This is a genomic window from Mesorhizobium sp. M1307, assembly GCF_040318155.1.
In the GTDB taxonomy this organism is placed as follows: Bacteria; Pseudomonadota; Alphaproteobacteria; order Rhizobiales; family Rhizobiaceae; genus Mesorhizobium.
Genome location: NZ_JAMYLR010000001.1, coordinates 97632 through 124487 on the forward strand (window position 1 = coordinate 97632; position 26856 = coordinate 124487).

30 protein-coding genes are annotated in these 26856 nt (G+C 61.8%); 17 read left to right on the plus strand and 13 right to left on the minus strand.

The genetic code is table 11. From position 1 onward, the window contains the following. Positions 1 to 48: 48 nt before the first annotated feature. The 5 genes from urtB (at position 49) to NKH16_RS00440 (ending at position 4827) form a co-directional block, all read left to right on the plus strand. Entirely contained in the window at positions 49 to 1665 is a 1617-nt protein-coding gene (gene urtB, locus NKH16_RS00420) for an urea ABC transporter permease subunit UrtB (protein WP_352742799.1), read from the plus strand. Then, positions 1662 to 2894, plus strand: a complete 1233-nt coding sequence (gene urtC / locus NKH16_RS00425; RefSeq protein ID WP_352742625.1) for an urea ABC transporter permease subunit UrtC — start codon at positions 1662 to 1664, stop codon at positions 2892 to 2894. Before urtB ends, urtC begins: the two co-directional genes overlap by 4 nt. A 7-nt stretch (positions 2895 to 2901) precedes the next feature. Further along, a complete protein-coding gene (gene urtD, locus NKH16_RS00430) occupies positions 2902 to 3648 on the plus strand; it encodes an urea ABC transporter ATP-binding protein UrtD (RefSeq protein ID WP_023674855.1) in 747 nt (248 codons plus the stop codon). 70 nt (positions 3649 to 3718) lie between these two features. After that, a complete protein-coding gene (gene urtE / locus NKH16_RS00435; protein ID WP_023674856.1) occupies positions 3719 to 4414 on the plus strand; it encodes an urea ABC transporter ATP-binding subunit UrtE in 696 nt (231 codons plus the stop codon). Between the two features lie 212 nt (positions 4415 to 4626). Then, a complete protein-coding gene (locus tag NKH16_RS00440) occupies positions 4627 to 4827 on the plus strand; it encodes a hypothetical protein (protein WP_023674857.1) in 201 nt (66 codons plus the stop codon). 45 nt (positions 4828 to 4872) lie between these two features. On the opposite strand, the gene NKH16_RS00445 is transcribed toward NKH16_RS00440, so the two are convergent. From NKH16_RS00445 to NKH16_RS00485, 9 genes are all read right to left on the minus strand, one after another. Beyond that, positions 4873 to 5679: a DUF72 domain-containing protein gene (locus NKH16_RS00445; protein WP_352742627.1), complete on the minus strand. Its 807-nt coding sequence runs from the start codon at positions 5677 to 5679 to the stop codon at positions 4873 to 4875. Between the two features lie 28 nt (positions 5680 to 5707). Beyond that, positions 5708 to 6178: a GNAT family N-acetyltransferase gene (locus NKH16_RS00450; protein ID WP_502894864.1), complete on the minus strand. Its 471-nt coding sequence runs from the start codon at positions 6176 to 6178 to the stop codon at positions 5708 to 5710. A 49-nt stretch (positions 6179 to 6227) separates the two neighbouring features. Further along, the gene (locus tag NKH16_RS00455; protein WP_352742631.1) at positions 6228 to 7271 is read right to left on the minus strand and encodes a hypothetical protein; all 1044 of its coding nucleotides are present in this window, start codon (positions 7269 to 7271) and stop codon (positions 6228 to 6230) included. 51 nt (positions 7272 to 7322) lie between these two features. Beyond that, a complete protein-coding gene (uvrA, locus tag NKH16_RS00460) occupies positions 7323 to 10244 on the minus strand; it encodes an excinuclease ABC subunit UvrA (RefSeq protein WP_352742633.1) in 2922 nt (973 codons plus the stop codon). Positions 10245 to 10938: 694 nt separating this feature from the next. Continuing rightward, on the minus strand, positions 10939 to 11235 hold the full coding sequence (locus NKH16_RS00465) for a hypothetical protein (protein ID WP_352448962.1): 297 nt from the start codon (positions 11233 to 11235) through the stop codon (positions 10939 to 10941). 93 nt (positions 11236 to 11328) lie between these two features. Beyond that, the gene (locus NKH16_RS00470; RefSeq protein WP_352448757.1) at positions 11329 to 11934 is read right to left on the minus strand and encodes an ATP-dependent Clp protease proteolytic subunit; all 606 of its coding nucleotides are present in this window, start codon (positions 11932 to 11934) and stop codon (positions 11329 to 11331) included. A gap of 26 nt (positions 11935 to 11960) precedes the next feature. Further along, on the minus strand, positions 11961 to 12485 hold the full coding sequence (locus NKH16_RS00475) for an SRPBCC family protein (protein ID WP_352742635.1): 525 nt from the start codon (positions 12483 to 12485) through the stop codon (positions 11961 to 11963). Beyond that, on the minus strand, positions 12482 to 12796 hold the full coding sequence (locus tag NKH16_RS00480) for an ArsR/SmtB family transcription factor (protein ID WP_352448759.1): 315 nt from the start codon (positions 12794 to 12796) through the stop codon (positions 12482 to 12484). The genes NKH16_RS00475 and NKH16_RS00480 overlap by 4 nt, the downstream gene beginning before the upstream one ends. Before the next feature lie 82 nt (positions 12797 to 12878). After that, on the minus strand, positions 12879 to 13268 hold the full coding sequence (locus NKH16_RS00485) for a cupin domain-containing protein (protein ID WP_352448760.1): 390 nt from the start codon (positions 13266 to 13268) through the stop codon (positions 12879 to 12881). A 208-nt stretch (positions 13269 to 13476) separates the two neighbouring features. On the opposite strand from NKH16_RS00485, the gene NKH16_RS00490 reads away from it, so the two are divergent. Together NKH16_RS00490 and NKH16_RS00495 are read left to right on the plus strand one after the other, a co-directional pair. After that, positions 13477 to 13989 (plus strand): single-stranded DNA-binding protein, encoded by a 513-nt coding sequence (locus tag NKH16_RS00490; RefSeq protein ID WP_352448761.1) that lies wholly within the window; start codon positions 13477 to 13479, stop codon positions 13987 to 13989. A 123-nt stretch (positions 13990 to 14112) separates the two neighbouring features. Next, positions 14113 to 14538, plus strand: a complete 426-nt coding sequence (locus tag NKH16_RS00495) for an OsmC family protein (RefSeq protein ID WP_352448762.1) — start codon at positions 14113 to 14115, stop codon at positions 14536 to 14538. An 8-nt stretch (positions 14539 to 14546) separates the two neighbouring features. On the opposite strand, the gene NKH16_RS00500 is transcribed toward NKH16_RS00495, so the two are convergent. Together NKH16_RS00500 and NKH16_RS00505 are read right to left on the minus strand one after the other, a co-directional pair. Further along, positions 14547 to 15176 carry a MarC family protein gene (locus tag NKH16_RS00500; protein WP_023674869.1) on the minus strand — a complete coding sequence of 210 codons (630 nt, stop codon included), beginning with the start codon at positions 15174 to 15176 and terminating at the stop codon, positions 14547 to 14549. Positions 15177 to 15250: 74 nt separating this feature from the next. Further along, on the minus strand, positions 15251 to 15781 hold the full coding sequence (locus NKH16_RS00505) for a hypothetical protein (RefSeq protein ID WP_352448764.1): 531 nt from the start codon (positions 15779 to 15781) through the stop codon (positions 15251 to 15253). An 86-nt stretch (positions 15782 to 15867) separates the two neighbouring features. On the opposite strand from NKH16_RS00505, the gene NKH16_RS00510 reads away from it, so the two are divergent. Together NKH16_RS00510 and gyrA are read left to right on the plus strand one after the other, a co-directional pair. Further along, on the plus strand, positions 15868 to 16695 hold the full coding sequence (locus tag NKH16_RS00510) for a helix-turn-helix transcriptional regulator (protein WP_352742638.1): 828 nt from the start codon (positions 15868 to 15870) through the stop codon (positions 16693 to 16695). 148 nt (positions 16696 to 16843) lie between these two features. After that, a complete protein-coding gene (gene gyrA, locus NKH16_RS00515) occupies positions 16844 to 19654 on the plus strand; it encodes a DNA gyrase subunit A (protein WP_352742640.1) in 2811 nt (936 codons plus the stop codon). Positions 19655 to 19707: 53 nt separating this feature from the next. Here gyrA and NKH16_RS00520 read toward each other — a convergent pair whose 3' ends face one another. Next, positions 19708 to 19860: a hypothetical protein gene (locus NKH16_RS00520; RefSeq protein ID WP_352742642.1), complete on the minus strand. Its 153-nt coding sequence runs from the start codon at positions 19858 to 19860 to the stop codon at positions 19708 to 19710. Between the two features lie 195 nt (positions 19861 to 20055). Between NKH16_RS00520 and coaD the strand changes: the two genes are divergently transcribed. From coaD to NKH16_RS00560, 8 genes are all read left to right on the plus strand, one after another. Next, positions 20056 to 20556: a pantetheine-phosphate adenylyltransferase gene (gene coaD, locus NKH16_RS00525; protein WP_352448768.1), complete on the plus strand. Its 501-nt coding sequence runs from the start codon at positions 20056 to 20058 to the stop codon at positions 20554 to 20556. A gap of 75 nt (positions 20557 to 20631) precedes the next feature. Next, positions 20632 to 21222 (plus strand): peptidylprolyl isomerase, encoded by a 591-nt coding sequence (locus NKH16_RS00530; RefSeq protein ID WP_502894862.1) that lies wholly within the window; start codon positions 20632 to 20634, stop codon positions 21220 to 21222. A 29-nt stretch (positions 21223 to 21251) separates the two neighbouring features. Continuing rightward, positions 21252 to 21764, plus strand: coding sequence for a peptidylprolyl isomerase (locus NKH16_RS00535; protein ID WP_254817363.1), 513 nt, complete (start codon positions 21252 to 21254; stop codon positions 21762 to 21764). Continuing rightward, complete coding sequence (locus tag NKH16_RS00540) at positions 21761 to 22159, plus strand: hypothetical protein (RefSeq protein ID WP_352742644.1); 399 nt, start codon at positions 21761 to 21763, stop codon at positions 22157 to 22159. The genes NKH16_RS00535 and NKH16_RS00540 overlap by 4 nt, the downstream gene beginning before the upstream one ends. A gap of 12 nt (positions 22160 to 22171) precedes the next feature. Then, positions 22172 to 23257, plus strand: coding sequence for a tRNA preQ1(34) S-adenosylmethionine ribosyltransferase-isomerase QueA (gene queA, locus NKH16_RS00545; protein ID WP_352742645.1), 1086 nt, complete (start codon positions 22172 to 22174; stop codon positions 23255 to 23257). After that, positions 23247 to 23516, plus strand: coding sequence for a hypothetical protein (locus NKH16_RS00550; RefSeq protein ID WP_352448773.1), 270 nt, complete (start codon positions 23247 to 23249; stop codon positions 23514 to 23516). Before queA ends, NKH16_RS00550 begins: the two co-directional genes overlap by 11 nt. 8 nt (positions 23517 to 23524) lie before the next feature. Beyond that, the gene (gene tgt / locus NKH16_RS00555; RefSeq protein ID WP_352742647.1) at positions 23525 to 24655 is read left to right on the plus strand and encodes a tRNA guanosine(34) transglycosylase Tgt; all 1131 of its coding nucleotides are present in this window, start codon (positions 23525 to 23527) and stop codon (positions 24653 to 24655) included. A gap of 215 nt (positions 24656 to 24870) precedes the next feature. Further along, positions 24871 to 26250 carry a glycosyltransferase family protein gene (locus tag NKH16_RS00560; RefSeq protein ID WP_352448775.1) on the plus strand — a complete coding sequence of 460 codons (1380 nt, stop codon included), beginning with the start codon at positions 24871 to 24873 and terminating at the stop codon, positions 26248 to 26250. Between the two features lie 9 nt (positions 26251 to 26259). On the opposite strand, the gene NKH16_RS00565 is transcribed toward NKH16_RS00560, so the two are convergent. After that, the gene (locus NKH16_RS00565; protein WP_352448776.1) at positions 26260 to 26679 is read right to left on the minus strand and encodes a DUF4864 domain-containing protein; all 420 of its coding nucleotides are present in this window, start codon (positions 26677 to 26679) and stop codon (positions 26260 to 26262) included. Positions 26680 to 26856: the final 177 nt, after the last annotated feature.

The following is a 26856-nucleotide window of genomic DNA, read 5'->3' on the forward strand; positions in this document are numbered from 1 at the left end:
CAGCCTGCCCGGAGGCGACATTCAATCTTCATGAGCCACCAGAAACCAATGATCCTGATCCGCGCGATTGGCCTGATGCTGCTCCTTCTCCTGGGGATGCTGCTGCCGTCGAACGCCAGCGAAGCAGATCTGCGCGTGGTCATCGCCAAATTCGCTACCGCCGCCAATTTTCCGGCGATAGAAGCCGTGGTGCGGGAGCTTGCGGCTTCCGGCGATCCGGCCGTAGAACGGCCGCTTGCCGCGCTTGCGGAGGGCAGCCTTTACGTGCGCAAGGCCGATTCACTGGTCTTTGTCGGCAAGGAGAGCGGCGACGGCATCGAGCTGCTCGATGCGCTTACCGGCGAAAGATCGGGCGAAGCTGCCAAGGCCGACATCACCAAGATCAAGGTCAACAACACGCTGCGCCGCGTTATCCGCGACGCGCTGGGCACACTGACGCTTGGCTCCAAGGATCCGGCCGTGCGCATTGCCGCCGCCGACACAATGTTCAAGACGCCGGACGCGGCAAACATCGAGCCGCTCGACACCGCGATCGCAAATGAGAGCGTGGCAAGCGTCAAGGCGCTGCTAGAACAGGCCCGCGCCGCGTCGATTCTCGTTTCCGACAGGCCGGAGGCCGACAAACTGGCGGCAATCGGGCTCATCGGTGCGCGCAGCGACCGCGATGCGGTGTCGCTGCTCACGTCGGTAGAGGCCAATTCCGAAGGTGCGGTGAAGGACGCGGCGACGGCTGCGATCGCCAACATCAATTCGACGCTGGCGCTGTGGGATGCCGGCCAGAATATCTGGTATGGCATATCGCTTGGATCGGTGCTGCTGCTGGCGGCGATTGGCCTGGCCATCACCTTCGGCGTCATGGGCGTCATCAACATGGCGCATGGCGAGATGGTCATGCTCGGCGCCTACACGACCTTCGTCGTGCAGGAGGTTATCCGCAATTCCTTTCCCGGCCTGTTCGACTGGTCGCTGGTCATCGCCCTGCCGCTGGCCTTCCTGGTGGCGGCGCTCGTCGGCCTTGTCATCGAGCGCGGGCTGATCCGCTTCCTCTATGGACGGCCGCTGGAGACGCTGCTGGCGACATGGGGTGTGTCGCTGATCCTGCAGCAGGCCGTACGCACCATCTTCGGGCCGACCAACCAGGAGGTAGGCAACCCGTCATGGATGTCCGGCTCGTTCAATATCGGCCAGCTTGCCGTGACCTGGAACCGGCTCTGGATCCTGGTATTCGCGCTCGGCGTGTTCGCGGTGCTGCTCTACGTGATGAAACGCACGCCCTGGGGGCTGCAGATGCGTGCCGTCACCGCCAATCGCCGCATGGCCGCCTCGATGGGCATCAGGACGCCTTGGGTCGATGCGCTAACGTTTGCACTCGGCTCCGGCATTGCCGGCATCGCCGGTGTCGCGCTCAGCCAGATCGACAACGTCTCGCCCAATCTCGGCCGCGGCTACATCATCGACAGCTTCATGGTCGTCGTTTTCGGCGGTGTCGGCAATCTTTGGGGCACGCTGGTCGGCGCTTTCTCGCTCGGCATCGTCAACAAGTTCCTCGAACCTTATGCCGGAGCAGTGCTCGGCAAGATCGTCGTCCTGGTGCTGATCATCCTGTTCATCCAGAAACGCCCGCGCGGTCTGTTCGCGCTAAAGGGCAGGTCGGTGGAAGCATGATCACGGGACGCTTCTTTGCCGCCGGCGCCGACCGCCGCGTCGCCATCACCATCTTCATCCTACTGGCGGTTGCAATCGTCGTGCCGCTGCTCAATCTTGCGGTCTCGCCGACAAGTGCGTTTTACGTGCCGTCCTATATCGTCGCGCTCACCGGCAAATACCTCTGCTATGCACTGCTCGCCTTGGCGCTCGATCTCGTCTGGGGCTATTGCGGCATCCTCTCGCTCGGCCACGGCGCCTTCTTCGCACTCGGCGGCTATGCGATGGGCATGTATCTGATGCGCCAGATCGGCTCGCGAGGCGTCTACGGCAATCCGTTGCTGCCGGATTTCATGGTGTTCCTTAACTACAAGGAATTGCCATGGTTCTGGTATGGTTTCGACCATTTCTGGTTTGCCGCGGTCATGGTGCTTGCGGTGCCCGGCCTGCTCGCCTTCGTCTTCGGCTGGTTTGCCTTCCGCAGCCGCGTCACCGGCGTCTACCTGTCGATCATCACCCAGGCGATGACCTATGCGCTGCTGCTTGCCTTTTTCCGCAACGACATGGGTTTCGGCGGCAATAACGGCCTGACTGATTTCAAGGACATTTTGAGCTTCAACGTGCAGGCCGACATGACGCGCTCGGCGCTGTTCGCGGCCAGCGCCGTCATGCTGGCGTTTGCCGTCTTCGTCACCTGGGCAATCGTCGGTTCCAAGTACGGCAAGCTTTTGATGGCGGTGCGCGACGCCGAAAGCCGCACACGCTTCCTCGGCTGGCGGGCGGAGAACGTCAAACTGTTCGCATTCACCCTGTCGGCGGTGATGGCCGGCATCGCCGGTGCGCTTTACGTGCCGCAGGTCGGCATCATCAACCCTGGCGAATTCGAGCCGTCCAATTCGATCGAGGTGGTGGTGTGGGCGGCCGTCGGCGGGCGCGGCACTATCGTCGGGCCGATCATCGGCGCGCTTCTGGTCAATGCCGGTAAATCCTGGTTCACCGGCGTGCTGCCTGAATTCTGGCTGTTTGCGCTGGGCGGACTGTTTGTCGCCGTCACGCTGTTCCTGCCCAAGGGCATCATCGGCATGTGGGATTCCTGGCGCGGCAACGCCAAGGCGCTGCGGGCGGCCTCGGTTGCCGAGGAAGTCGGCATCGATCCCGATGCGCCGGTGCCGCCGAAAACCGACCGCTCGGCGGCGAGAAGGCCGGGCGACTGGTCGGCCTCCGGCGCCGAACCGCAGCCGGCGGAGTGATGGCCTGATGTCGAAGAGCAACACCATCCTCTATCTCGACGGCGTGTCGGTTTCCTTCGACGGGTTTCGCGCCATCAACAACCTTTCGCTGGTGCTCGACAAGGGCGAGATGCGGGCGATCATCGGCCCCAACGGCGCAGGAAAGACGACGATGATGGACATCGTCACCGGCAAGACGCGGCCCGACGCGGGTGAGGTTTTCTTCAACGGTGAGGTCGACCTAACCAAACACGACGAGGCCGAAATCGCCATGATGGGCATCGGCCGTAAATTCCAGAAGCCGACCGTCTTCGAAAGCCACACGATCGAGGACAATCTGATGCTGGCGCTGAAAGGCCCGCGCTCGATCTTCCCGGCATTGTTCCATCGTCGTTCGGCCGCGGACGTGCGGCAGATCGACGACATCCTCGGCATCATTCGGCTTGGCGACAAGCGTGACGAACTCGCCGCCAATCTGAGCCACGGCCAAAAGCAATGGCTCGAGATCGGCATGCTTCTGGCGCAGGATCCGAAGCTGCTGCTGGTCGACGAACCGGTTGCCGGCATGACCGACGCCGAGACCGAGGAAACCGCGCGGCTGCTCAGGGACATCGCGCGCGACCATTCTGTCATTGTCGTCGAGCACGACATGCATTTCGTGCGCGAGCTCGGCGTCAAGGTCACCTGCCTGCACGAAGGCTCGGTGCTTTCCGAGGGCAGTCTCGACTTCGTTTCGGCCGACGAGCGCGTCGTCGAAGTCTATCTGGGGAGATGAACATGGTCTGGCGCGTTCCGTTCCATCATTTCGACCTTTCGTTCTTCACGCGTTGGAGAAAGCGCTGACCATGCTCGAAGTCTCCAATGCCACGCTGCACTACGGCGCTGCCCAGGCGCTGCGCGGCGTCTCGCTGAAGGCCGGCGCCGGCAAGATCACCTGCGTGCTCGGCCGCAACGGCGTCGGCAAGACCAGTTTGATGAGATCGATCGTCGGCCATCACCGGCTGACGAGCGGAAGCGTTGCCTTCGAGGGGAAGGCGCTCGACCGGAGCGCGGCGTATGATCGCGCCCGGTCGGGCATCGCATTCGTGCCGCAGGGCAGGGAGATATTTCCGCTGCTTACGGTGCGGGAAAATCTCGAATCCGGTTTTGCGCCGTTGAAGCGCGCCGATCGCAACATTCCCGCTCACGTCTTCGAATTGTTTCCGGTGCTGAAGCAGATGCTCGCGCGCCGCGGCGGCGATCTTTCCGGCGGCCAGCAGCAGCAGCTTGCCATCGGCAGGGCGCTGGTGATGCGGCCGAAGCTGCTGGTGCTCGACGAGCCGACCGAAGGCATCCAGCCGTCGATCATCAAGGACATCGGCCGCGCCGTCCGCTATCTGCGCGACCAGGCCGGCATTGCGGTGCTTTTGGTCGAACAATATCTCGATTTCTGCCGGGAATTGGCCGACGAGGTCAATATCATGGACCGCGGCCAGATCGTCCATACCGGCCCCGCCGAGGATCTCGACCGGGCGGACGTCCGCAAATTCCTGACTGTCTGAATTCTTATTGATTCCATTGGTTTGCAACTCTGGCGCGCCGAAGATTGCGTGCTAGATTTTGCTTGGCCTTGGTGAGTCGGCCGCTTTCCGTACCAGTTCCAATTTGGCAGATCAGGGGAAGGCGCGGGCCGCGCCGGCACGCTTGCGCGCAAGCCGTTCCAACGATCTGTTGTCGTCCAACATTTCGGGTGCTTGGGAGCCAGGGCCAGACGATGGAGCGCTATGTCGAGGACTACCAGAAACGACGGCTCACGGAGCGCGTCGATATCCTGACAGCCATCAACATTCTGAAATCGCAGGGGTATGACCACGACGAACTCATCGCGGAGATCACCAAGGTCTTCTATGTCGATCTCGATGCTTTCAACGAGATCGTCAGGGTTGATCGGCGTCCGGACGAACGCGCCGCATAGCCGGTAGTTTAGGACCAAGCCAGGCGGACCACCGACAGCGGGGCGTCAGCCTGCGACCCGCTTCATCAGCGCGATGGCGCCGAATGGAGCGCGGACCTTGCCCTCGGTGATGAAGTAGACGAACACATCGCGTGGCTTGACCGGCGCGTCGGTTGAAGGATCGGCGCGCGATAGGTCGGCCGGCACCTTGCCTTCCGCCCAGGTTTTTGCGCGCGCCGCCCATTCGTCGAGCGCCTTTGGCGTATAGCAATCGGGATTGTCGTCGCTGCCGGTCTGCAGCCGCGCATAGATGAAATCGCCGGTAACGTCGGCAATCCCCGGATATTTGGCGTGGTCGGCATAGACGATGGCGGCCTTGTGCTTTCGCGCCAAGGCGGCGAACTCCGGCACGACGAAGCTGTCGTTGCGCACCTCGACCGCGTGGCGCAGCGCAACGCCGTCCTGCTTTTCCGGCAACAGCTTGAGGAAGGCCTCGAAATCGTCTGGGTCGAATTTCTTGGTCGGCGCGAACTGCCACAGGATCGGCCCGAGCTTGTCGCCAAGTGCCGCGACGCCCGACCCGAGGAAGCGCATGATCGATTCCCCGGCCTCGCCGAGCACGCGGCGGTTGGTGACGAAGCGGTTGCCCTTCAGCGAATAGACGAAACCATCCGGCGCCTCGTTGGCCCATTTGACGAAGATCGGCTCCTTGAAGCTCGAATAATAGGTGCCGTTGACCTCGATAGTGGGCACCTGCCGGCTGGCATAATGCAGTTGCTTGGCCTTCGACAATTTGTCCGGGTAGAAGGACGTGTCCCACGGCTCGAAGGTCCAGCCGCCCATGCCGGCGCGGATTGTTCCTGATTGAGTCATGGTCGTCCTCCCGGTTTGCAGAAAAGGATCACGCGATGGCGGTCGTCTCGACGGCTTTCGCCATGTCGACGACCGTCCATCCTGGCCGATATGGATTGGGCCGGCGACCCGTTTCGCGAAAGCCGTAGGCCTTATACAACGAAACGTTCCGTTCCATTCTGGCATTGGTGTAGAGTCGGATTTCAGGCAAGCTCCACAGGCGCGTCTGCTGCTCGGCCCAGTCGAGCAGCCCGATGCCGAAACCCTTGCCCTGAAAGGCGGGCGCAACGGCGACGCTGAAGATCATTGTATGGTCCGCATGTCGTTCGAGAACGATCAAGCCGGCCGGCTGTCCGTCCTGCTCCGAAAGCCAGACCTCGCCGCGTTCTATGCGCGGCGCATAGTCCTCGGTGACGGGGATCGGCGGCGCTCCGAACAGGGCAGTGTAGGGCGCGTAGGCGTCGGTGGTGAGCGAGATGACGGCAGGCAGGTCAGGGTGGTGAGCGCTTCTGGGCTTCAAGAGATATGCCGCTTGTTGGGTCAAGGTCATCATTCACACCCTTCAGTTTTCATAGCGTTCTAGGAGGTACTTCCTTAGCAAGAAGTTCAAATTCATATCTGGTTGCGTGGCTCCGGATGAGGCGCTGTATAAGAACGATCAAAATTCCTGTCGCAAATCTAAGGCTGTCATATTCCTCACTAGGTCGATTTGACTGATCATCGTCATCTCTAAAGGCAGATCTTATCTGTCTATTCCCGTGAATCATCTTTGAACGATAGCTATACATCTGCTCGGCGGACTGGAGGAGCCAGTCGCATTTTTCGTGTCCCCTAAAGAGAGCGTCAAGCTTGCCCTTTAACTGCCCGATCGAGGATCGGCCAGCATCAACGAGTAACGCCTCCAAAGCCGCAACAGCCCAAACCAGATCAGAAATCTCGTCATTGCGAAAAGTTCTGACGAACAGCCTAGTGAAGTAGTTCAAAGCCCTCGAAGCGGGCGTATCGCTTCGTCCGGAGAACATGCCGTTTTGTGTACAAACCCAATTAAGAGCTGCTTCTGGTTTGATTTGACGATCGGGCGGAAATCCACTTTCTACCATATAATCTACCCATTCGTTGACTACGGAAACATATGATGATGAATGGTGATGGCGTCTTCCATCGACTAACCAGACGTTTTTCATGGTATTGAAGCCGCCAGGGAATGCCAAGCTCAGCGAAAGGATGTATGTTTGAACGTCTAAATCGAGAAGAGATGGCATCACAGATACCCATATACTTTTAAGTTCTTCGTCGCTATACGATGTTTCACTTCCATCGCTTTTTTTAATATCGAATTCAGCCCTTCCAGGAAAATTGAAACTTGATTCAAATCGCAAAACAGTATCGCCGGAGTTGAACACAAATTGGTCTTGAAAGTAGCGGCGTTTTGTAGAGGCCGAACACTGCTCGACCCAAACGCGAAGCGATTTGCCCCGGTGCCCCTCAGAGCCCAGGATGTTCATTGTCCTTGGCGTCGACAGATAAGCAATGGTGTCACAATAGACGTCATAGTGAAAATTCGTGTGAAACTTCATCGGCGGATAGAGGGCAAAGAGTGCCGTAAACTTCATGTCAAAACCGCCAAATGACGAATTCCCCCGGCGCGTTCTCTCCTGTGCTCATCACTCCGCCGCTTCGCGCTTGCCTCCGGGGCGCCGCTCCAGCAATTCCCTCAGGAACTGCCCGGTATAGCTGCGTTTTTCGCGACCGATGTCCTCAGGCGTGCCGGACGCTACCAGCTCGCCGCCGCCGTCACCACCTTCGGGGCCAAGATCGAGCACCCAGTCAGCGGTCTTGATCACCTCTAGATTGTGCTCGATGACGACGACCGTGTTGCCCTGGTCGACCAGCTCGTGCAGCACTTCAAGCAGCTTGGCGACGTCGTGGAAATGCAGGCCGGTGGTTGGCTCATCGAGAATGTAGAGCGTCTTGCCGGTCGCTTTGCGCGACAGTTCCTTGGCAAGCTTGATGCGCTGCGCCTCGCCGCCCGACAAAGTCGTTGCCTGCTGGCCAACATGGATGTAGCCGAGGCCGACCCGTTTCAGCGTCTCCAGCTTGTCGCGCACACCGGGCACGGCGGCGAAGAAATCGACGCCTTCCTCGACCGTCATGTCGAGAACGTCGGCGATTGATTTGCCCTTGAACAGGACGTCGAGCGTCTCGCGGTTGTAGCGCTTGCCGTGGCAGACGTCGCAGGTGACATAGACGTCGGGCAGGAAATGCATCTCGATCTTGATGACGCCGTCGCCCTGGCAAGCCTCGCAGCGGCCGCCCTTGACGTTGAACGAGAAGCGGCCCGGCTGGTAGCCGCGCGCCTTGGCCTCCGGCAGGCCGGCGAACCAGTCGCGGATCGGCGTGAAGGCGCCGGTGTAGGTGGCGGGGTTGGAGCGCGGGGTGCGCCCGATCGGCGACTGGTCGATATCGATGACCTTGTCGAGGAATTCGAGCCCCTCGATGCGGTCGTGCTCGGCCGGATGCTCGCGCGAGCCCATGATGCGGCGCGACGCCGCCTTGAACAAGGTCTCGATCAGGAAGGTCGACTTGCCGCCGCCGGATACGCCGGTGACGGCGGTAAAGGTGCCGAGCGGGATTTCGGCGGTGACGTTCTTCAGATTGTTGCCGCGCGCGCCGACGACCTTCAGCCGGCGGTTCTTCTTGGCCTCACGCCGCGCTGCCGGCGTCGCCACTTCGAGCTCGCCCGACAGATATTTACCGGTGATCGAAGCGGGCGTCGCCATGATCTGCTGCGGCGTGCCCTGGGCGATGATGTGGCCGCCATGAATGCCGGCCGCCGGGCCGATATCGACGACGTAGTCGGCATGCAGGATGGCGTCCTCGTCATGCTCGACGACGATGACCGTGTTGCCGATGTCGCGCAGATGCTTCAGCGTGTCGAGCAGGCGGGCATTGTCGCGCTGGTGCAGGCCGATCGACGGCTCGTCGAGCACATAGAGCACGCCGGTCAGGCCGGAGCCGATCTGCGAAGCCAGCCGGATGCGCTGGCTCTCGCCGCCCGACAACGTGCCGGAGTTGCGCGACAGCGTCAGATAGTCGAGACCGACATCGTTGAGGAAGCGCAGCCGCTCGCGGATTTCCTTGAGCACGCGCACCGCAATCTCGTTCTGCTTGTCGTTGAGCGAAGCGGGCAGATCGGTGAACCACTGGTCGGCCTTGCGGATGGACAGCTCGGTGACCTCGCCAATGTGCTTGCCGGCGATCTTGACCGCGAGCGCCTCGGGCTTCAGCCGATAGCCGCGGCAGGCCGGGCAGGGCGTGGCCGACATGAAGCGCTCGATCTCCTCGCGCATCCAGGCGGATTCGGTTTCCTTCCAGCGGCGCTCGAGATTGGGGATGACGCCCTCGAAGGTTTTCGTCGTTTTGTAGGAGCGCAGACCGTCATCATAATGGAAGGTGATTTCGCGCTCGCCGGTGCCGTGCAGGACGGCTTGCTTTGCCTCCTCGCTCAAATCCTTGAACTTGTCGCCGAGCTTGAAGCCATAGGCAATGCCCAGCGCTTCCAACGTCTGCGCATAGTAGGGCGAGCTCGACTTCGCCCAAGGGCTGACGGCGCCGGCGCGCAGCGAGACATTCTCGTCGGGCACGACCAGGCTGGCATCAATGGCGCGTTGGCTGCCGAGCCCGTCGCAGGTCGGGCAGGCGCCGAACGGATTGTTGAAGGAGAATAGCCTGGGCTCGATCTCGGGAATGGTGAAGCCGGATACCGGGCAGGCGAACTTTTCCGAGAACAGCATGCGTTCATGCGTCTCGTTCTTCGATTTGTTGACCGAATCCTCGCCGGTCTGGCTGGCGTCGAGCGGCTTGTCGGCAAATTCCGCCACTGCCAGCCCGTCGGCCAGCTTCAGCGCGGTCTCGATGGAATCGGCGAGCCGCGTCGCCAGATCGCCGCGCACGACGATGCGGTCGACGACGACGTCGATGTCGTGCTTGTACTTCTTGTCCAGCGCCGGCACGTCGGCGATCTCATAGAAGACGCCATCGACTTTGACGCGCTGAAAACCCTTCTTCTGCAGCTCCAGCAGTTCCTTGCGGTACTCGCCTTTGCGGCCGCGCACCATCGGCGCCAGAATGAACAGCCGGGTGCCTTCCTCGACAGCAAGCACCCGGTCGACCATCTGCGAAACCGTCTGGCTCTCGATCGGCAGGCCGGTGGCCGGTGAATAGGGTACACCGACGCGGGCGAACAAAAGCCGCATATAATCGTAGATCTCGGTGACGGTGCCGACCGTCGAACGTGGGTTCTTCGAGGTGGTCTTCTGCTCGATGGAGATGGCCGGCGACAGGCCGTCGATCTGGTCGACGTCAGGCTTCTGCATCATTTCGAGGAATTGCCGTGCATAGGCCGAAAGGCTCTCGACGTAGCGGCGCTGGCCCTCGGCGTAGATGGTGTCGAAGGCAAGCGACGACTTGCCCGACCCCGACAGGCCGGTCATGACGATCAGGCTGTCACGCGGCAGGTCGAGATCGACATTCTTCAGATTGTGTTCGCGTGCCCCGCGAATGGAGAGATATTTATGGTCGGCCATCGCCGGTCGCCGCCTCAGAATCTGGAATTCGTGGGATGGGCGGGTTTTCCCGACCATCCCCTATGTAGGTAATTTCGCCGCCTTTTCGAGAGACGCCACAACTCTCGACCAAAGCGTTTAACCGCCTTTCGCGCGAACGGGCAAGCGGAAAGAACAAAGGCCGAACACGCTCCTGACAAAAGCTGCCCGCGCAGCCGGCTTCACAAAGCGTCTCGCGATCACATTTTTCGGCAACCCGGCTATTCAAGGTTGACGTCCCCGCGTCATGGGGGCAGAATCCAATTGTCAACGAAGCCGGCCGTCTTTCGATGGCCTCGCGGCCTGGGGCTAGCCTGCGAGACGCCGCGGGTTATGCGATGAGCGCTTCGACGACAGTCGCAACGAACAGAAGGAGAGCAGAGGCATGACTCCACCGGATTGTTCCTTGAGGCTCCACGTGTCGCTGGAGCCGCGGCAGGTATAAGTGGCCAGGGTCAGGCGTTTTCGCTGCCCGCCAAACGGACCTGCCGATCCCCATAAAATCAGAGACTGCTAGTCGGATCGTCGGCTGAATGCCGCGAAGCATCCGAAATAAAAAGCCGGCAGTACACTCCCGGCAATTTGGATTTCAGATCCAAGAAGCCCCGTCAGTTGCAAAAGCAATGGCGGGGCTGTTCGTTTGAAGCGCAATATTTGTGGTTCACACCAGGCGAACTTAGCGGCTGGAGGGCCTGATCCCGCCGGTAGCGACATCGATGGTGATGCTGCCGGAAATCCGAACGTCGGTATCGCCAATCTTGAAGGTGCCGTTGCCGTTGCCTGGAGCCACGTCGTCAGGCTCAGGCTGCGGCGCTGGCTCGGCGATGCGATAATCGCTGGTCACACCGGGCAGGGCGCCCTTTTGCGAAGACGTCGAATTATCTTGGGCAAGTGCCATACCCACCAGCATGTTCGTGCCGGCAACGGTGGCGACGGCAAGGCATAACACGCTGGATAAACGGTTCGCGATCATCACCGGACTATAGTGCGGCGATAGCGCCGAAGCCAGACCAACGGCGCTGAAAGTTGCCGGCGCTCATATCGCTCAGTTCCGTTGGAAGGTGCCTCACGCGGCCTGTTTGCGAGTACCGAAAACATGGTCGACGAGGCCCCAATCCTTGGCCTCCTGCGCGGTCATGAAAAAGTCTCGGTCGAGCGTGCGTTCCACTTCATCGTAGGTGCGGCCGCAATGGTGGGCGTAAAGATCGGTCATGCGCCGCTTGGTGCGAAGGATGCCCTCGGCATGGCGCTGGATGTCGGAGGCTTGGCCCTGGAAGCCGCCGAGAGGCTGATGCAGCACGATGCTAGTGTTGGGTAGCGCGATGCGCCGCCCCGGTGTGCCGGCCATCAAAAGGAACGAGGCCATGGAGGCGGCGAAGCCCATACAAACGGTGGAGACCGGGCAGCTGATATACTGCATCGTATCGTAGATGGCGAAACCGCTGGTCACCACGCCGCCCGGCGAGTTGATGTAGAGCGAGACCTCCTTGTCGGGATTGTCGGATTCCAACGACAGAAGCTGGGCGCAGACCAGCGCCGAGGTGCCGTCGTCGATCGCCCCGTTGATGAAGACGATGCGCTCGCGCAGCAGCCGCGAAAATATGTCGAAGGCACGTTCGCCGCGGCTCGACTGCTCGATCACCATCGGCACCAGATTGGCAAGGCCGCTCATCGGTTGTCTCCGTTGACTGTTGTCGTTCAGGCCGCGCGCAGGAAGAGGCGCGGGGTGTTTGCGGCGACCTGCTTGTGCCTGGGAGTGCGCGCTTCAAAGGAAAGCCGGCAACCGGCGCCTGCCATCGCGATCTCCGGCACTGCTGCCCGAGCAAAACCATCATGGACGATACGCAGATGCGTGCCGCCGGAAACGGTGCGGTCGAGCGTAAAGGTGACGATGCTGTCCACTGGGCTGTCGTTCATTGCGCTGTCCAGGGGGCTGCCGGGCGGCACCTGCGTATCGCCGGGCGCCGGCCGCTCCCGCCAGGAATAGCGCAGCAGCCGTCCGGGATCCGCGTCGAGGATTTCGCACTCGATCGGCGCATTCGGCGCTTTAAAGGCAAAGCGGTTGCCGATTTCGGGCTTGATGTCGTTCGGCATCATCCAGGCCGCGAGCAGGTCCGGCACCGTCAGCGCCCGCCACACCTTTTCCGGCGGTTCGGGCAGCTCGCACTCGAACTCGATCTTGTCTGCGGCCATTTCGGCGCGTTCTTTGCCTCGGCTGGTCATTGGTCCATGTCCTTCAAAACCGTCTTGAGCCTTTCGATGCGCTCTGGCCAGAACGCACGGTAGCGTTCGATCCAGCCGAGCAGTGGCGCAAGCCCCTTCGGATCGACGCGGTAATAGGCGTTGCGACCGGCCCGGCGCTCGACCACGAGGCCGGCGCCGCGCAGCACTGCGAGATGTTGCGATACCGCCGGCTGCGATACCGGTATGCCAGTGCGCAGTTCCGACACCGTCATCTCGCCGTCGGCGAGCCGCTCATAGACGGCGCGACGCGTTGGATCCGCTAGTGCCCGAAAAATGTCTGCTTCGATCATGCCGAAAGCATAAGTCAATACTTATCTGTTTGGCAAGCCGTGTTTTTTAAGACAGGCGGTGTTTTTTAAGACAGGCGAGGTTTTACAAACTCGCCGGAAGCCAGCGTCTCACCATGTCCGGGGATCCCTTGAACGTCGCCTCGAAAACTGGTGACGCGAGCACGGCATGGATGTGAAGCAATTCGGAGCCGATGTTTCGGAAGCCATGTTGCCTGTGCGCGGCGACAACAAGCGACTGTCCCGCAGTCAAGACGAGATGCTCTTCGTCGATCCACATCTCGGCCCTGCCAGCGATGACGGTAAGCACTTCCTCGACCGGGTGCCAATGTGTCGGGGCGCCAACCGCCGGTTCGACCCACTGTTCGAATATGCAAAGTTGAGTTGCGCCGTTGCGGGCAGAGACATGCATGCGGGTCTTTACTCCCGTCCGCCATTCTTCTTGCGGCTGATCGTCATGCTCGACCATCTTCATGCGGTCGCCTCGATCCCATGGTCTGTGGAAATTCGACGCCAAGACACTACTTCTTACTGACAACTATTGACAGTGCAGGGCCTCTCCTATAGAACGAAAAGAGAACAAAAACCTTGTGGGAAAAGGCAGCGACGGCAGGCAGGGATTGTCCATAGCCTGTAAGGTGCGGCGACAAAAATTCGGTTTCGGATGAGCGCGGAGAAGTATCATGGCGGGTAGCGTCAACAAGGTCATTCTGGTGGGCAACCTCGGGGCGGACCCTGAAATCCGCCGCCTGAATTCGGGTGACCCGGTCGTCAACATCCGCATCGCGACGTCGGAAAGCTGGCGCGACAAGACATCCGGAGAGCGCAAGGAAAAGACCGAGTGGCACAATGTCGTGATCTTCAACGACCAGATCGCCAAGGTGGCCGAGCAGTATCTGAAGAAGGGCATGAAGGTCTATGTCGAGGGCCAGCTGCAGACGCGCAAATGGCAGGACCAGACCGGCAATGACCGCTATACGACCGAAATCGTGTTGCAGAAATTCCGCGGCGAGCTGCAGATGCTCGATGCGCGGGGCGAGGGCGGCGGCCAGGTCGGCAACTATGCCGGTGGTGGTGCGAGCCGCGGTTCCGATTTCGGCCAGTCCGGCCCGGGCGAAAGTTTCAATCGCGGTGGCGCCAACAAGGGCGGCGGCGGCGGTTCGTCGCGCGAGCTGGACGACGAAATCCCGTTCTGATTTCTCGGGGCGGACTGCCCTTGCGACGAAAAGCGCCGGCACCTTGGCCACGAAATGGCGTCCCGAAAATCTGTCTTGGATTTTCGGGACGTTGTGCGTTTGAGCGGTGAAAGGACGTATCAGGTGAAGGCAAGGGTCAAGTGGGTCGAGGAGCGCACTTTCGTTGGCGAGTCCGCCAGTGGGCACAAGCTGGTGCTAGGCACTGCGTTCGGGCCGGAGGGCAAGACGCCGGGGCCGAGCCCAATGGAACTGGTGCTGATCGGCACTGGCGGCTGCTCGGCCTATGACGTGGTCCATATCCTCGAAAAGGGGCGCGAGGCGGTCGAAGATTGCGTGGTCGAACTCGATGCCGACCGTGCAGAAGCCGATCCCAGGGTGTTCACCCGCATTCACATGCATTTTGTCGTCAAGGGCCGGGCGCTATCACACGACAAGGTGAAGCGGGCGATTGGGCTTTCGATCGACAAATACTGCTCGGCCTCGTCAATGATGGCCAAGACTGCCGAGATTACCCACGACTTCGAAGTCATTGAAACGACAGCGAAGTAGGGCTGTTCCTACGTCGCCATCAGCGCCTTGATGCCGTCGGCGACGAACTGTACGGCGAGCGCCGCCAGGATGACGCCGAGCAGCCTTGTCAGGATCGAACGGCCGGTTTGGCCGAGGATACGGTCGATGCGCTCTGACAGCACGAACACCAGGTAGGTGATGACGAGGCAGATGGCGATGATGCCGACAAGGGCTGTCTGCGCGCCCAAACCCTGAAACGAGCTTGAGAGCAGGACGGTCGCCGAAATCGCGCCGGGACCGGCAATAAGCGGGATCGCCAGCGGAAAGGCGGCGATGTTGTGGATCATGTCCCTGGTGATGGCGACGTCGCCGATCTTCTCCTTGCGGTCCTGCCGGCGCTCGAACACCATTTCGAAGGCGATGAAGAACAGCAGAAAGCCGCCGGCGACGCGGAAGGCCGGCAGAGTGATGCCGAAGACTGACAGGATCGACGCGCCGGCGATTGCGAACAACGCCATTACCAGGAAGGCGATGACCGAGGCGCGCACGGAGACCTGGTTGCGCTCCTCGCGGTTCATGCCGCGGGTCACGGCGAGGAAGAGCGGCGCCAGGCCGGGCGGATCGATCGTCACCAGTATGGTGACGAAGGCGTTGAACAGGCTGTCGAAGCTCGGCATGCTGACCCTCCCCGCCGGCAAAGCCGGATAACGGGATTGGTAGAGCAAAGCGGAGCCAGTGGAAACCGTGCGGATCAGGGGCTGACGGCCCGGCGCGCCAGAAACTCGACTTCGAGACGCCAGGTGGCGCCGTCGTCCTGTGAGCGTTCGCCCAGCCAGCGGAACGAATGTTCGGTGATGCGCGAAAAGCTCCAGCGCACAGCAGATCCGGTGCCGTCTGCGCCTTGCTGGATAATGGTGTCGTCCTCGGCACGGCCGAGCTGGCGGCTGTAGTACTGATTGCGCGGATCGCTCCAGAAGATGTGCCAGGCGTCAACGCCGGGATCGTAGACGCGCAACGTCGTGCCATAGAAGGTCCATTTGCCGAGCGAGGGCGAGGGGCCGGCGTCACGGGCAGGCAGGATCCATACGTCCTGGATCGCGCGGCCTTCGAGCACCCAGCCGAAATGCACTTCGCCGCGCCCGGTCAGCACCTGACCGTCCTCGAGATGGCGCGTGGCGTCGAACGTCCAGGCGCCGACGAAGCGGCCATAAAGATTCAGTTTCTCGGCAAGGGCCGGTACGGGCCCATCGCTGTGCAGGGCCTTGGCAAAGGAATTGGACATGGCTTCGCTCTCATCTTGTCAGGAGACCGGCAAGCATAGAGGCCGACAGGGGTTCTGCGCTTGGGAAAAGTTGCTATGTTTCGGCGATGACGACGAGCGCGCACAGGCTGGCGTCGGGCCGAGGCTGGCAGGTGTCGGATGTCATCTGCACCGCCAGCGCCGCCGACAGGCCATTCGAGGAGGAGCATCGGGATTTCTGCGTTGCCGCCGTAACCAACGGCACCTTCCGCTATCGTACGCGCGAGGGCACGGCGATGCTGGCGCCGGGCGCGCTCCTGCTCGGCAATCCCGGCACATGCTATGAATGCGGTCACGAGCATGGCGCCGGCGACCGCTGCCTCTCCTTCCATTTCGGGCCGGCCTATATGGAGCGGATCGTCGCCGACGTGCCGGGCACGAGGACGCTCGATTTCGGCACGCCGCGCCTGCCGCCCTTGCCGGCGCTGGTGCCGCTGCTTGCCGAAGCGGAGGCGGCGCGCGAGATGGCTGACACCGGCGCGTTCGAGGAACTCGCCCTGCGCATTGCCGGTGCCGCGGTAACAGCGGCTTGCAGCGCTACGGATCGGGGACGGACGCCGAGCCGCCGTGACCAGAAGCGTGTCGCCGAAGCGGTGCGGCGCATCGAAGTCGATGCCGACCGGCCGATCTCGCTTGCCGAACTCGCCGACGAGACCGCCACCAGCCCTTACCATTTCCTGCGCACCTTCCGGCACGTTGCCGGCATGACGCCCTACCAGTTCCTGCTGAGAGCGCGGCTGCACAGGGCAGCCGTGCGGCTGCGGACGTCGGATCAGGCGATTTCGGCGATTGCCTTTTCGGCGGGGTTCAACGATCTATCAACCTTCAATCGCCGTTTCCGGCGGCTGATGGGCGAGGCGCCGGGTACTTATCGCGCCCGCCGGCGACGCCCGTGAAAGGGTGCGACGGCCATATCGTCGCAATTGGTTTATCCTTTTGAATTTGCCGCTAAAAACCACACTGGAAAACTGCCACGATTGTTGGAGTTTCGGGCCGGCTTCCTATATAAGCACCAAGTGATTCCTGATTAGATTGTGATCCGATTTGACCGACCAAAAGACACCGCGCGGCGCCGACGGCGGCCCCACCGGCATCGAGCCGATATCCATCATCGAGGAGATGCAGCGCTCCTATCTCGATTACGCCATGAGCGTGATCGTCAGCCGCGCGCTGCCGGACGTGCGCGATGGCCTCAAGCCGGTGCATCGCCGCATCCTCTACGCCGCCTATGAGAGCGGCTATCACTGGAACCGCAAATATGTGAAATCGGCACGCCCGGTCGCCGACGTGATGGGTAAATACCATCCGCATGGCGACGCCTCGATCTACGACGCTTTGGTGCGCATGGCGCAGGATTGGTCGCTGCGCGTGCCGCTGATCGACGGGCAGGGCAATTTCGGCTCGATCGACGGCGATCCGCCGGCGGCGATGCGCTACACGGAATCGCGGCTGACCAAGGTCGCGCATGAGTTGCTGGAAGACATCGACAAGGACACCGTCGATTTCCAGGACACTTACGATGCGTCGGGCAGCGAACCGAAAGTCCTGCCGGCGCGCTTCCCGAACCTGTTGGTCAACGGCTCCGGCGGTATCGCCGTCGGCATGGCCACCAACATCCCGCCGCACAATCTGGGCGAGGTCTGCAACGGCGCCATTGCCCTCATCGATAATCCGGCCATCGACCTTCCGGCGCTGATGGAGATCATTCCGGGGCCGGATTTCCCGACCGGCGGCATCGTGCTCGGCCGCTCCGGTATCTACAGCGCCTATTCGACCGGCCGCGGCTCCATCGTCATGCGCGGCCGCGTCAACGTCGAGGCGCGCGGCAACGATCGTGAATCGATCGTCATCACCGAGGTTCCCTATCAGGTGAACAAGGCGTCGATGATCGAGAAGATGGCCGAGCTGGTGCGCGACAAGCGCATCGAAGGCATTTCCGACATTCGCGACGAGAGCGACCGCCAGGGCTACCGCGTCGTCATCGAACTGAAGCGCGACGCGGTCGCCGATGTCATCCTCAACCAGCTTTACCGCTTCACCCCGCTGCAGACGTCCTTCGGCGCCAACATGGTGGCACTGAACGGCGGCAAGCCGGAATTGCTGACTCTGACCGACATGCTGAAGGCGTTCGTCGCCTTCCGTGAGGAGGTGATCAGCCGGCGCACGAAATTCCTGCTGCGCAAGGCGCGCGACCGCGCCCATGTGCTGGTCGGCCTTGCCATCGCTGTTGCCAACATCGATGAAGTCATCAAGCTGATCCGCAGCGCTCCGGACCCGCAGACGGCGCGCGAGCAGTTGATGGAGCGGCGCTGGCCTTCGGGCGACGTGGAATCGCTGATTCTTCTGATCGACGACCCGCGCCATCGCATCAACGAGGACGGTACCTACAATCTCTCCGAGGAGCAGGCGCGCGCCATCCTCGAACTGCGCCTGCAGCGCCTGACCGCGCTCGGCCGCGACGAGATCGCCGACGAGCTGAACACGATCGGCGACGAGATCAAGGACTACCTGGACATCCTCTCGTCCCGCGCCCGCGTCCAGCAGATCGTCAAGGACGAGCTCATCGCCGTGCGCGACGAGTTCGGCACGCCGCGCCGCACCGAGCTCGCCGAGGGCGGGGCGGACATGGAAGACGAGGACCTGATCCAGCGCGAGGACATGGTCGTCACGGTCAGCCATTCCGGCTACATCAAGCGCGTGCCGCTGTCGCTCTACCGGGCGCAGCGCCGCGGCGGCAAGGGCCGCTCCGGCATGTCGACCAAGGAAGAGGATTTCGTCACCCGGCTGTTCGTCGCCAACACGCACACGCCGGTGCTGTTCTTCTCCTCGCGCGGCATCGTCTACAAGGAAAAGGTCTGGCGCCTGCCGATCGGCAACCCGCAATCGCGCGGCAAGGCGCTGATCAATATGCTGCCGCTCGAACAGGGCGAGCGCATCACCACGATCATGCCGCTGCCGGAGGATGAGACGAGTTGGGGCGAGCTCGACGTCATGTTTGCCACCACGCGCGGCACCGTGCGTCGCAACAAGCTGTCGGACTTCGTCCAGGTCAACCGCAACGGCAAGATCGCCATGAAGCTGGACGAGGAGGGCGACGAGATCCTCGGCGTCGAGACCTGCACCGACAATGACGACGTGCTTTTGACGGCAAGTTCCGGCCAGTGCATCCGCTTTCCGGTCAGCGACGTACGCGTCTTCCAGAGCCGCAATTCGGTCGGCGTGCGCGGCATTGCGATGGCCGATGGCGACCGGGTGATCTCGATGGCGGTGATCGAGCATGTCGATGCGCCGCCGGCGGAACGTGCCGCCTACCTCAAGCGGGTGGTGGCCGAACGCCGGCTCGCTGCTGACATCGCGGCCGGCGAGGAGGAAGAAATCCAGCTCACCAATGAAGAGGTCGGCGAAGAGGCGGAGCTTTCCGACGACCGCTATGAGTTCCTCAAGGCGCACGAGCAGTTCGTGTTGACAGTGACGGAATATGGCTACGGCAAGCGTTCATCGTCCTACGATTTCCGCCTGACTGGCCGTGGCGGCAAGGGTATTCGCGCCACCGACGTCTCGAAAACGGCCGAAATCGGCCGCTTGGTGGCGACCTTCCCGGTCGGCAATGACGATCAGATCATGCTGGTTTCGGATGGCGGCACCGTCATCCGCGTCCCGGTCAACGGCATTCGTTTCGCCAGCCGCGCCACCAAGGGCGTTACCATCTTCAATACCGCAGAGGGCGAGAAGGTCGTTTCGGTGGAGCGGATTTCAGAACCGCAAGCGGATGAAGAGATCGAAGAGAGTGTCGATGCTGAAAGCGGCGCTGTTGCCGATGCCGAAGGTAGGGAGCCCGATACATCCCTCGAGTGAGTTTGCCACGACGACGCCAGCCCTATGGGCCGGCGTGTGAAGACACCCGCAATCTAGAAGTGGCGATAAGGCTTGCGGTTGCCGAAGCCTTCGAACCGCTTGGTATTGGCCTTGGCGCGGACGCGCTGTGCTTCCTGATGCAACCCGAATGCGGTAGCGATCAGCATGGCGACGGTCATTGCGGTGGCGAGCATGTAGATCAGCATGTGCGTGTTCTCCTGCGCCTAACAACGATTAGATGGGTGTTTGGTTTCATCTTCTGCAGCTGCAACTTAGTGAACACTGCGTGAAGCTGTTGCGAGCGGCACATTCATCTGTCGTTCACGTCGGCCAAAAGGTTCATGGGGCGGGCTGGCGATCGGATTTGCCTTTAGGGGAGAGGCTCGCTAGAAGCACCTGCCATGACCGAACGCATCGCCCTTTATGCCGGCTCTTTCGACCCGCTGACCAACGGCCATCTCGACGTGCTGAAGGCGTCGCTGGCCGTGGCGGATACAATCTATGCGGCGATCGGCATCCATCCCGGCAAGAAGCCGTTGTTTTCCTTCGAGGAACGGGTTGGCCTGATCGAAACGGCCGCGAAGGCGGAATTCGGCAGCGACGGTGCGCGTATCAAAGTAGTCGCCTTCGACGGGTTGGTCATCGATGCGGCCAGGAAGCATGGCGCCTCGATCATGATCCGCGGCCTGCGCGACGGCACCGATCTTGACTATGAGATGCAGATGGCCGGCATGAACGAGACCATGGCGCCGGAGCTGCAGACGGTGTTCCTGCCCGCCAGCCCTTCAGTGCGCACCATTACCGCCACACTTGTGCGCCAGATAGCTTCGATGGGAGGCGACATCCGCCCCTTCGTGCCGGCGGCCGTGGCCGGCGCGCTCACCGCCAAATTCGCGAAATAAATGCATGTCACCCAAAAGTGGAACCCGGCTTCGGGTAACGACATGCATGAACGAAGATATTCGGAGAAAGATCCCATGCAGCTGAAAAAGCTTGCCTTCTTGCTTGCCGTGCTTGCCGGTCTTGTGACCGCATCCGTGTCGGCCTTTGCCGCCGATCCGGAAAACACCATGATCGTAACGCTGAAGGACGGCGACGTGACCATCGCGCTGAGGCCCGACCTTGCGCCGAAGCACGTCGCGCAGATCAAAACGCTGGTGCGCCAGGGCGCCTACGACAACGTCGCCTTTCACCGCGTCATTGACGGCTTCATGGCGCAGACCGGCGACGTCAGGTTCGGCAACATGAAGAGCGGCTTCAATGCCGACGCTGTCGGCACCGGCGGCTCCGATCTTCCTGACCTGCCGGCCGAATTCTCCAGCACCGAGCACTACCAGCGCGGCGTGGTCGGCATGGCCCGCTCCGACGATCCGAATTCCGCCAATTCGCAATTCTTCATCATGTTCGCGCCGGCACCGCCGCTCGATGGCCAGTACACCATCGTTGGCAATGTCGTCAGCGGCATGGAGCTGGTGGACCACATCAAGAAAGGCGACGAGGCGCAGAACGGGACGGTGACCGACCCCGATCGCATGATCAAGGTGCGCATCGCCGCGGACGGCAAGTAACCCCAATTGTTCAAAAGGATATTTCTGACATGGCCGAAATCAAGGACCGCGAGAACGCGCTTATCATGGACACGACCAAGGGCAAGGTCGTCATCGAATTGTTTCCAGATCTGGCGCCCGGCCATGTCGGCCGTATCAAGGAGCTGGCGCGCGAAGGCGCCTATGACGGCGTGGTCTTCCACCGCGTCATCGACGGCTTCATGGCGCAGACCGGCGACGTGAAGTTCGGCAATTCCAACAAGCCGTCTTTCGCGCCATCGCGCGCCGGCACTGGCGGTTCCGACAAACCCGACCTGAAGGCCGAGTTCTCCAACGCCAACCACGGCCGCGGCACCTGCTCGATGGCGCGCTCGCAGAACCCGAACTCGGCCAATTCGCAGTTCTTCATCTGCTTCGACGATGCCGCCTTCCTCAACCGCCAGTACACGGTATGGGGCCAGGTCATCGAAGGCATGGACAACGTCGACAAGATCAAGCGCGGCGAACCGGTGCAGGATCCTGACAAGATCGTGTCGCTCAAGGTCGCGGCCGACGTGAAATGACCGGCCGGGCTGTCGCGGCCATCGCATTTGTGCTCGTCGCGGCGGCCACTCCGGCGCTGGCGACGGAATCGATCGTCTGCAGCGCCGACGGCGGCGCGGCATCGATTGACGTTTTGATGGGACACACGGCCGTCATTGCGGTGGCGCGTGTGTGGCTGGATGCCGGTGGCAAGACATGGACCACGGACGGACAGCCAGGCTCAACGAAAGTCATCGTTGGACAGGCATTCGAAGACGACGAGCGCATGCTGATCGATCTGACTGATGAGGGCCTCAGCTCGATCGTCGCCAGATTGCGGCTGGTCAAGGCCAGCGAGCAGTCCAGCTTCGCAATGGGCGGTACGCTGAGCATAGACAGTGTCGGCGCCTGGGCGGTGACCTGCCCGGAACCTTGAGGCGGGGATTTCTTGCGCGTCGACCTTTTCGACTTCGATCTGCCGGAGGAGCGCATCGCGCTTCGCCCAGCCGAGCCGCGCGACAGTGCCAGGATGCTGGTGGTCAGGCCGGGTGAGGGGCTCGAAGACCGGACGGTGCGCGACCTGCCGGCCCTGCTCAAGGCCGGTGATGTGCTGGTCTTCAACGACACCAAGGTCATTCCGGCACAATTGAAGGGCATCAGGCGGCGCGGCGAAGCAGCAGCGCAGGTCGAAGCCACGCTGCATATGCGGATGGCGCCCGACCGGTGGCTCGCCTTCATGCGTCCGGGCAAGCGCATCGCCGCCGGCGATCGCATCCATTTCGGTCATGACGCCAATTCCTGCTTTCTCGGCCAACTCGATGCGACCGTGATCGAGAAGGGGGAAGGCGGCGAGGTGCTGCTCGGCTTCGACCTGTCAGGTCCGTTCCTCGACGAGGCGCTGCACGCTGTCGGCCACATCCCGCTGCCGCCCTACATCGCCTCCAAGCGTGACGACGACGAACGCGACCGCAGCGATTATCAGACCATTTATGCGAGGGAGGAGGGCGCGGTCGCCGCGCCGACGGCAGGGCTGCATTTCACGCCGGAGCTGTTTGCGACGCTCGACGCCAAGGGCATAGAGCGCCGTTTCGTCACGCTGCATGTCGGCGCCGGTACGTTCCTGCCGGTGAAGGCGGACGACACCGCCGACCACAAGATGCACGCCGAAACCGGTTCGGTCAGCCCGGAAACCGCCGAGGCGCTGAATGCGGCGAAAGCAAAAGGAGGGCGCATTATCGCTGTCGGCACGACATCGCTGCGCTTATTGGAGAGCGCGGCCGGCGAGGACGGCAGGCTGGCCGCATGGTCAGGCCCGACAGACATCTTCATCACGCCCGGCTATCGTTTCAAGACCGCAGACATGCTGATGACCAATTTCCATCTGCCGCGTTCGACGCTGTTCATGCTGGTTTCGGCCTTCTGCGGTTTGCAGACAATGCGGGCGGCCTATGCGCATGCCATCGAGAATCGCTACAGGTTTTATTCCTATGGAGACGCAAGTCTTCTGTTCAGGGAGGATACCGATGGACGATGACCTGGAAACCTTCGACCGGGAAGCCTTGATCGCCGAGGTCAGGAAACTGCGGGCTGGCATCCGCCAACACCGCGACGCCACCGGCCATGATCTGTGCTGGCATCATCCCGACCTCTGGTCACTTTTGCCCGAAAAGACCGAGCCGGCGATTGCCGTGCCGCCGTGGCCGAAATTCATGCGCGGCTGCATCCGCTACCGGCAATCACTCGACAAGCAGGCCCCGGACGCGCCGGTATTCGACAAGGAGTTCGATGGCTAGGGAATTCAATGACTGACGCATTCACCTTCAAGGTGCTGGCGACCGACGGCAGGGCGCGGCGTGGTGCAATCACCATGCCGCGCGGGGAAATCCGCACGCCTGCCTTCATGCCGGTCGGTACCGGCGGCACGGTGAAGGCCATGTATATGGATCAGGTGCGCGGCGTCGGCTCGGACATTATCCTCGGCAACACCTACCACCTGATGCTAAGACCCGGCGCCGAGCGCGTGGCGCGGCTCGGCGGCCTGCATGAATTCGCCCGCTGGCCGCATCCAATCCTGACCGACAGCGGCGGCTTCCAGGTGATGTCGCTGTCGAAGCTGCGGAAACTGACCGAGAACGGCGTTACCTTCCGTTCGCATATCGACGGCGGCGCCTACGAGATGTCGCCGGAGCGTTCGATAGAGATCCAGGGGCTGCTCGATTCCGACATCCAGATGCAGCTCGACGAATGCACGGCTCTGCCGGCCAAGCAGAACGAGATCGAGCGTGCCATGGAGTTGTCGTTGCGCTGGGCCGAGCGTTGCAAGACGGCATTCGGCGAGCAGCCCGGCAAGGCGATGTTCGGCATTGTGCAAGGCGGCGACGTGCCGGATCTGCGGCTGCGCTCGGCACAGGCACTGAAGGCAATGGAGCTGAAGGGCTACGCGATCGGCGGGCTGGCTGTCGGCGAGCCGCAAGCGGTGATGCTGGAGATGCTCGACATCACTTGCCCGGAGCTGCCGGCTGACCGGCCGCGCTACCTGATGGGCGTCGGCACCCCGGACGACATTTTGAAGTCGGTGGCGCGCGGCATCGACATGTTCGACTGCGTGATGCCGACGCGGGCAGGGCGCCACGGCCTTGCCTACACACGGCGCGGCAAGGTCAATCTGCGCAACGCCCGCCATGCCGACGATCCGCGTCCGCTCGATGAAGAAAGCGACTGCCCGGCCGCACGCGACTATTCGCGGGCCTATTTGCACCATCTGGTGCGCTCGCAAGAGGCGCTTGGGGCGATGCTCCTGACCTGGAACAATCTGTCCTATTACCAGCAGCTGATGCGCGACATTCGTGAAGCGATCGAGGCTGGCAGGTTCGCCGAACAAGCCGAGATCATCGCGCAGCAATGGGCAAACGGTGACCTCGCCGTCCGGTAGGCATGCCCGCCAGGAATCCGGCTCCAGGGAGGAGTTGCCCCTGCCATGAACTGTTTTGAAACGACTGCCTAATAAGCATTGCCGGACGACATCGGGCGAGGATCAAGAACCTGTTCGTTTCGGGGCAAGTTTCAGTTCCTGGCACGCCGGTGCGGACGAACGGCATCGCTGCACCTTCGCCCTCCGTGGCTGTCCAGCAATGGACGGCGGGGTCGTTGCTTGCCGCTCTGATGATCGCCGTGACCGGCCTGGTCTTGCGCTCGCTTGGCGCGCGCGGCGACCTTTGGCTGGACGAGATCTGGAGCTTTGCGCTGATCGAGCCGCTGACCTCGATCGACCAGATATTCTGGCGCGTCAATCACGACAACAATCATTTCCTCAACTCGGTCTATCTCTATCTCATTGGCCCCGATGCTTCGCCGCTGATGCAGCGAGGTCTGTCGATAGCATTAGGTGTTGCCACGATCGCTGCGGCGGCAGCGAGCGCCGCATCGCGCGGACGACAGGCGATGATCGCCACAAGCCTGTTGTTTGCCGTGAGCTACCCAATGGTCCATTACGGCTCGGAGGCGCGCGGCTATGCCGGCCTTGTGCTGTTCACGCTGCTTTCGGTGGTTTTTCTGGAGCGCCGGCTCGACAATAGACGGTGGTCTGGCGCGGCCTTGGCAGCGGCGATCCTTTTCGGCTTCCTGTGCCATCTCACCATGATCGGAATGGTGGCGGTCCTCGCAATCTGGACCGCTTGGCTCGCCTGGCAGCGTACGGCGAAGGTCGGCCGTGTCGTTGCGGACCTGGCGTCGATCTTCCTGCCGGGCTTGCTTGCCGTGCTGCCGCTGGCTGTCGGCGTGTTTGTCGGCTGCAGGCTGTTCGGCTTCAGTGTCGGTGGTGTTTCGCCGTTCTCGATTGCCGCCTTCGCGCAGGGCTATGGCGGGATGATCCGCTCTCTGTTCGGGCTGCCACCCTGGTTCGGCGACGGGCCCTACATCGTTGCCGCCTGCTGTCTTGTCGGCCTCTCCGCCGGTGTCTGGCGCGGTCGCCGAGCCAGCCTTCATGCGATCGGGATTATCGGACTGCCTTTGCTCATGGCGGCGGCGCATCTGCCCAACCTCGAGTTCCCACGCTATTTCATCATCAGCGGAACATTGCTGCTGCTCTGGGCCGGCGAGATGATTGGCCGCGGCCTGGATGCTCGCGGGACTGCAAGGCTACTTGCGATGGGAGCGCTTGCGATCGTGGTGAGTGGAAGCATTTCGTCGCTGCTCCAGCTCTATCAATATGGACGCGGCTCCTACGCCGCTATCGTCGATGAAATGACCAGGAACGGCGCAACCACCTATGCCAGCGACGGCAATTTCCGCACCCCCATTGTCGTCGACTATTTTGCGGCGCGAATGGATCGTCGGGCATTGCTGGTTCCAGACGACGGGATGTGCACCGAACGGCCCGCCTGGCTGGTCCTCGAGGGGGACGTGGACAAACAAGCCGAACATGTCCAACCGACGGCCGCATGCGCTCTGGCGTATGAACGGGCCGATGCGTCGAGGCATTGGGGGTTTTCAGGCCTGAGTTGGACGCTCTATCGGCGACAGGATTGAAACAACCCTTTAGGTGCTGAGCGACGTGGACGCACGCAGGCTGCAGCCGGTGATCCGAAAGCTGCCGTCAGGCTGTAGTTCGAGCGTGTAGACCGCCTCGTAGTCCTTGCCATCCGGGCCGACGATCAGCACTTGCTGGATGATCGAGGTCGGGCTCGTCTCGCGAACCTTGCCGAAGGAGTAGGTCTGCGGTTGGCGCACCGGCGGATAGCCTTTTGTCACCATGTTCATGAAGGTATCGACGGTCGGAAAGACGCGTTTCACATTCGGTGCGGCAAAGCTGTAGGCCGTCATTCCGTCATTGGCGATGAAGGCCCTCAACTGCCCATCGATGACCGTCTGCGCCGCTTTGACTTCGGCGTCGCCAGCAAAGGCCTGGGATGCGAAAATGAATGGAACGACTGCGAATGCGAAAAACGCGCGGCGCATGGCCTGTCTCCGTTGTCCCTGAGAAATCGCTGCCTGAAGGTACATGATACCATACGCTTTGCAGTGCTTCAGGGTTTCAGCCGAGCGCAAACATTCGGCGTGGCAGTCCGTGTCCAGACCGAGATGCATTGTCGAGGCGAGAACAGCCTGAGCGATTGCCGATGCTTGAAAGGCGAA

What these genes read in the sequence shown, in the direction of transcription:
- urtD (WP_023674855.1), top strand. Translation starts at nt 2,902, where the DNA reads ATGTCGAAGAGCAACACCATCCTCTATCTCGACGGCGTGTCGGTTTCC.
- NKH16_RS00485 (WP_352448760.1), bottom strand. Translation starts at nt 13,268, where the DNA reads ATGAAGATGGTCGAGCATGACGATCAGCCGCAAGAAGAATGGCGGACG.
- NKH16_RS00500 (WP_023674869.1), bottom strand. Translation starts at nt 15,176, where the DNA reads ATGCCGAGCTTCGACAGCCTGTTCAACGCCTTCGTCACCATACTGGTG.
- tgt (WP_352742647.1), top strand. Translation starts at nt 23,525, where the DNA reads ATGACTGACGCATTCACCTTCAAGGTGCTGGCGACCGACGGCAGGGCG.
- NKH16_RS00540 (WP_352742644.1), top strand. Translation starts at nt 21,761, where the DNA reads ATGACCGGCCGGGCTGTCGCGGCCATCGCATTTGTGCTCGTCGCGGCG.
- uvrA (WP_352742633.1), bottom strand. Translation starts at nt 10,244, where the DNA reads ATGGCCGACCATAAATATCTCTCCATTCGCGGGGCACGCGAACACAAT.
- NKH16_RS00520 (WP_352742642.1), bottom strand. Translation starts at nt 19,860, where the DNA reads ATGCTGATCTACATGCTCGCCACCGCAATGACCGTCGCCATGCTGATC.
- NKH16_RS00505 (WP_352448764.1), bottom strand. Translation starts at nt 15,781, where the DNA reads ATGTCCAATTCCTTTGCCAAGGCCCTGCACAGCGATGGGCCCGTACCG.
- NKH16_RS00465 (WP_352448962.1), bottom strand. Translation starts at nt 11,235, where the DNA reads ATGATCGCGAACCGTTTATCCAGCGTGTTATGCCTTGCCGTCGCCACC.
- NKH16_RS00475 (WP_352742635.1), bottom strand. Translation starts at nt 12,485, where the DNA reads ATGACCAGCCGAGGCAAAGAACGCGCCGAAATGGCCGCAGACAAGATC.
- NKH16_RS00470 (WP_352448757.1), bottom strand. Translation starts at nt 11,934, where the DNA reads ATGAGCGGCCTTGCCAATCTGGTGCCGATGGTGATCGAGCAGTCGAGC.
- NKH16_RS00440 (WP_023674857.1), top strand. Translation starts at nt 4,627, where the DNA reads ATGGAGCGCTATGTCGAGGACTACCAGAAACGACGGCTCACGGAGCGC.
- urtB (WP_352742799.1), top strand. Translation starts at nt 49, where the DNA reads ATGATCCTGATCCGCGCGATTGGCCTGATGCTGCTCCTTCTCCTGGGG.
- urtC (WP_352742625.1), top strand. Translation starts at nt 1,662, where the DNA reads ATGATCACGGGACGCTTCTTTGCCGCCGGCGCCGACCGCCGCGTCGCC.
- NKH16_RS00480 (WP_352448759.1), bottom strand. Translation starts at nt 12,796, where the DNA reads ATGATCGAAGCAGACATTTTTCGGGCACTAGCGGATCCAACGCGTCGC.
- NKH16_RS00535 (WP_254817363.1), top strand. Translation starts at nt 21,252, where the DNA reads ATGGCCGAAATCAAGGACCGCGAGAACGCGCTTATCATGGACACGACC.
- NKH16_RS00550 (WP_352448773.1), top strand. Translation starts at nt 23,247, where the DNA reads ATGGACGATGACCTGGAAACCTTCGACCGGGAAGCCTTGATCGCCGAG.
- NKH16_RS00530 (WP_502894862.1), top strand. Translation starts at nt 20,632, where the DNA reads ATGCAGCTGAAAAAGCTTGCCTTCTTGCTTGCCGTGCTTGCCGGTCTT.
- NKH16_RS00490 (WP_352448761.1), top strand. Translation starts at nt 13,477, where the DNA reads ATGGCGGGTAGCGTCAACAAGGTCATTCTGGTGGGCAACCTCGGGGCG.
- coaD (WP_352448768.1), top strand. Translation starts at nt 20,056, where the DNA reads ATGACCGAACGCATCGCCCTTTATGCCGGCTCTTTCGACCCGCTGACC.
- NKH16_RS00565 (WP_352448776.1), bottom strand. Translation starts at nt 26,679, where the DNA reads ATGCGCCGCGCGTTTTTCGCATTCGCAGTCGTTCCATTCATTTTCGCA.
- urtE (WP_023674856.1), top strand. Translation starts at nt 3,719, where the DNA reads ATGCTCGAAGTCTCCAATGCCACGCTGCACTACGGCGCTGCCCAGGCG.
- NKH16_RS00445 (WP_352742627.1), bottom strand. Translation starts at nt 5,679, where the DNA reads ATGACTCAATCAGGAACAATCCGCGCCGGCATGGGCGGCTGGACCTTC.
- NKH16_RS00455 (WP_352742631.1), bottom strand. Translation starts at nt 7,271, where the DNA reads ATGAAGTTTACGGCACTCTTTGCCCTCTATCCGCCGATGAAGTTTCAC.
- NKH16_RS00510 (WP_352742638.1), top strand. Translation starts at nt 15,868, where the DNA reads ATGACGACGAGCGCGCACAGGCTGGCGTCGGGCCGAGGCTGGCAGGTG.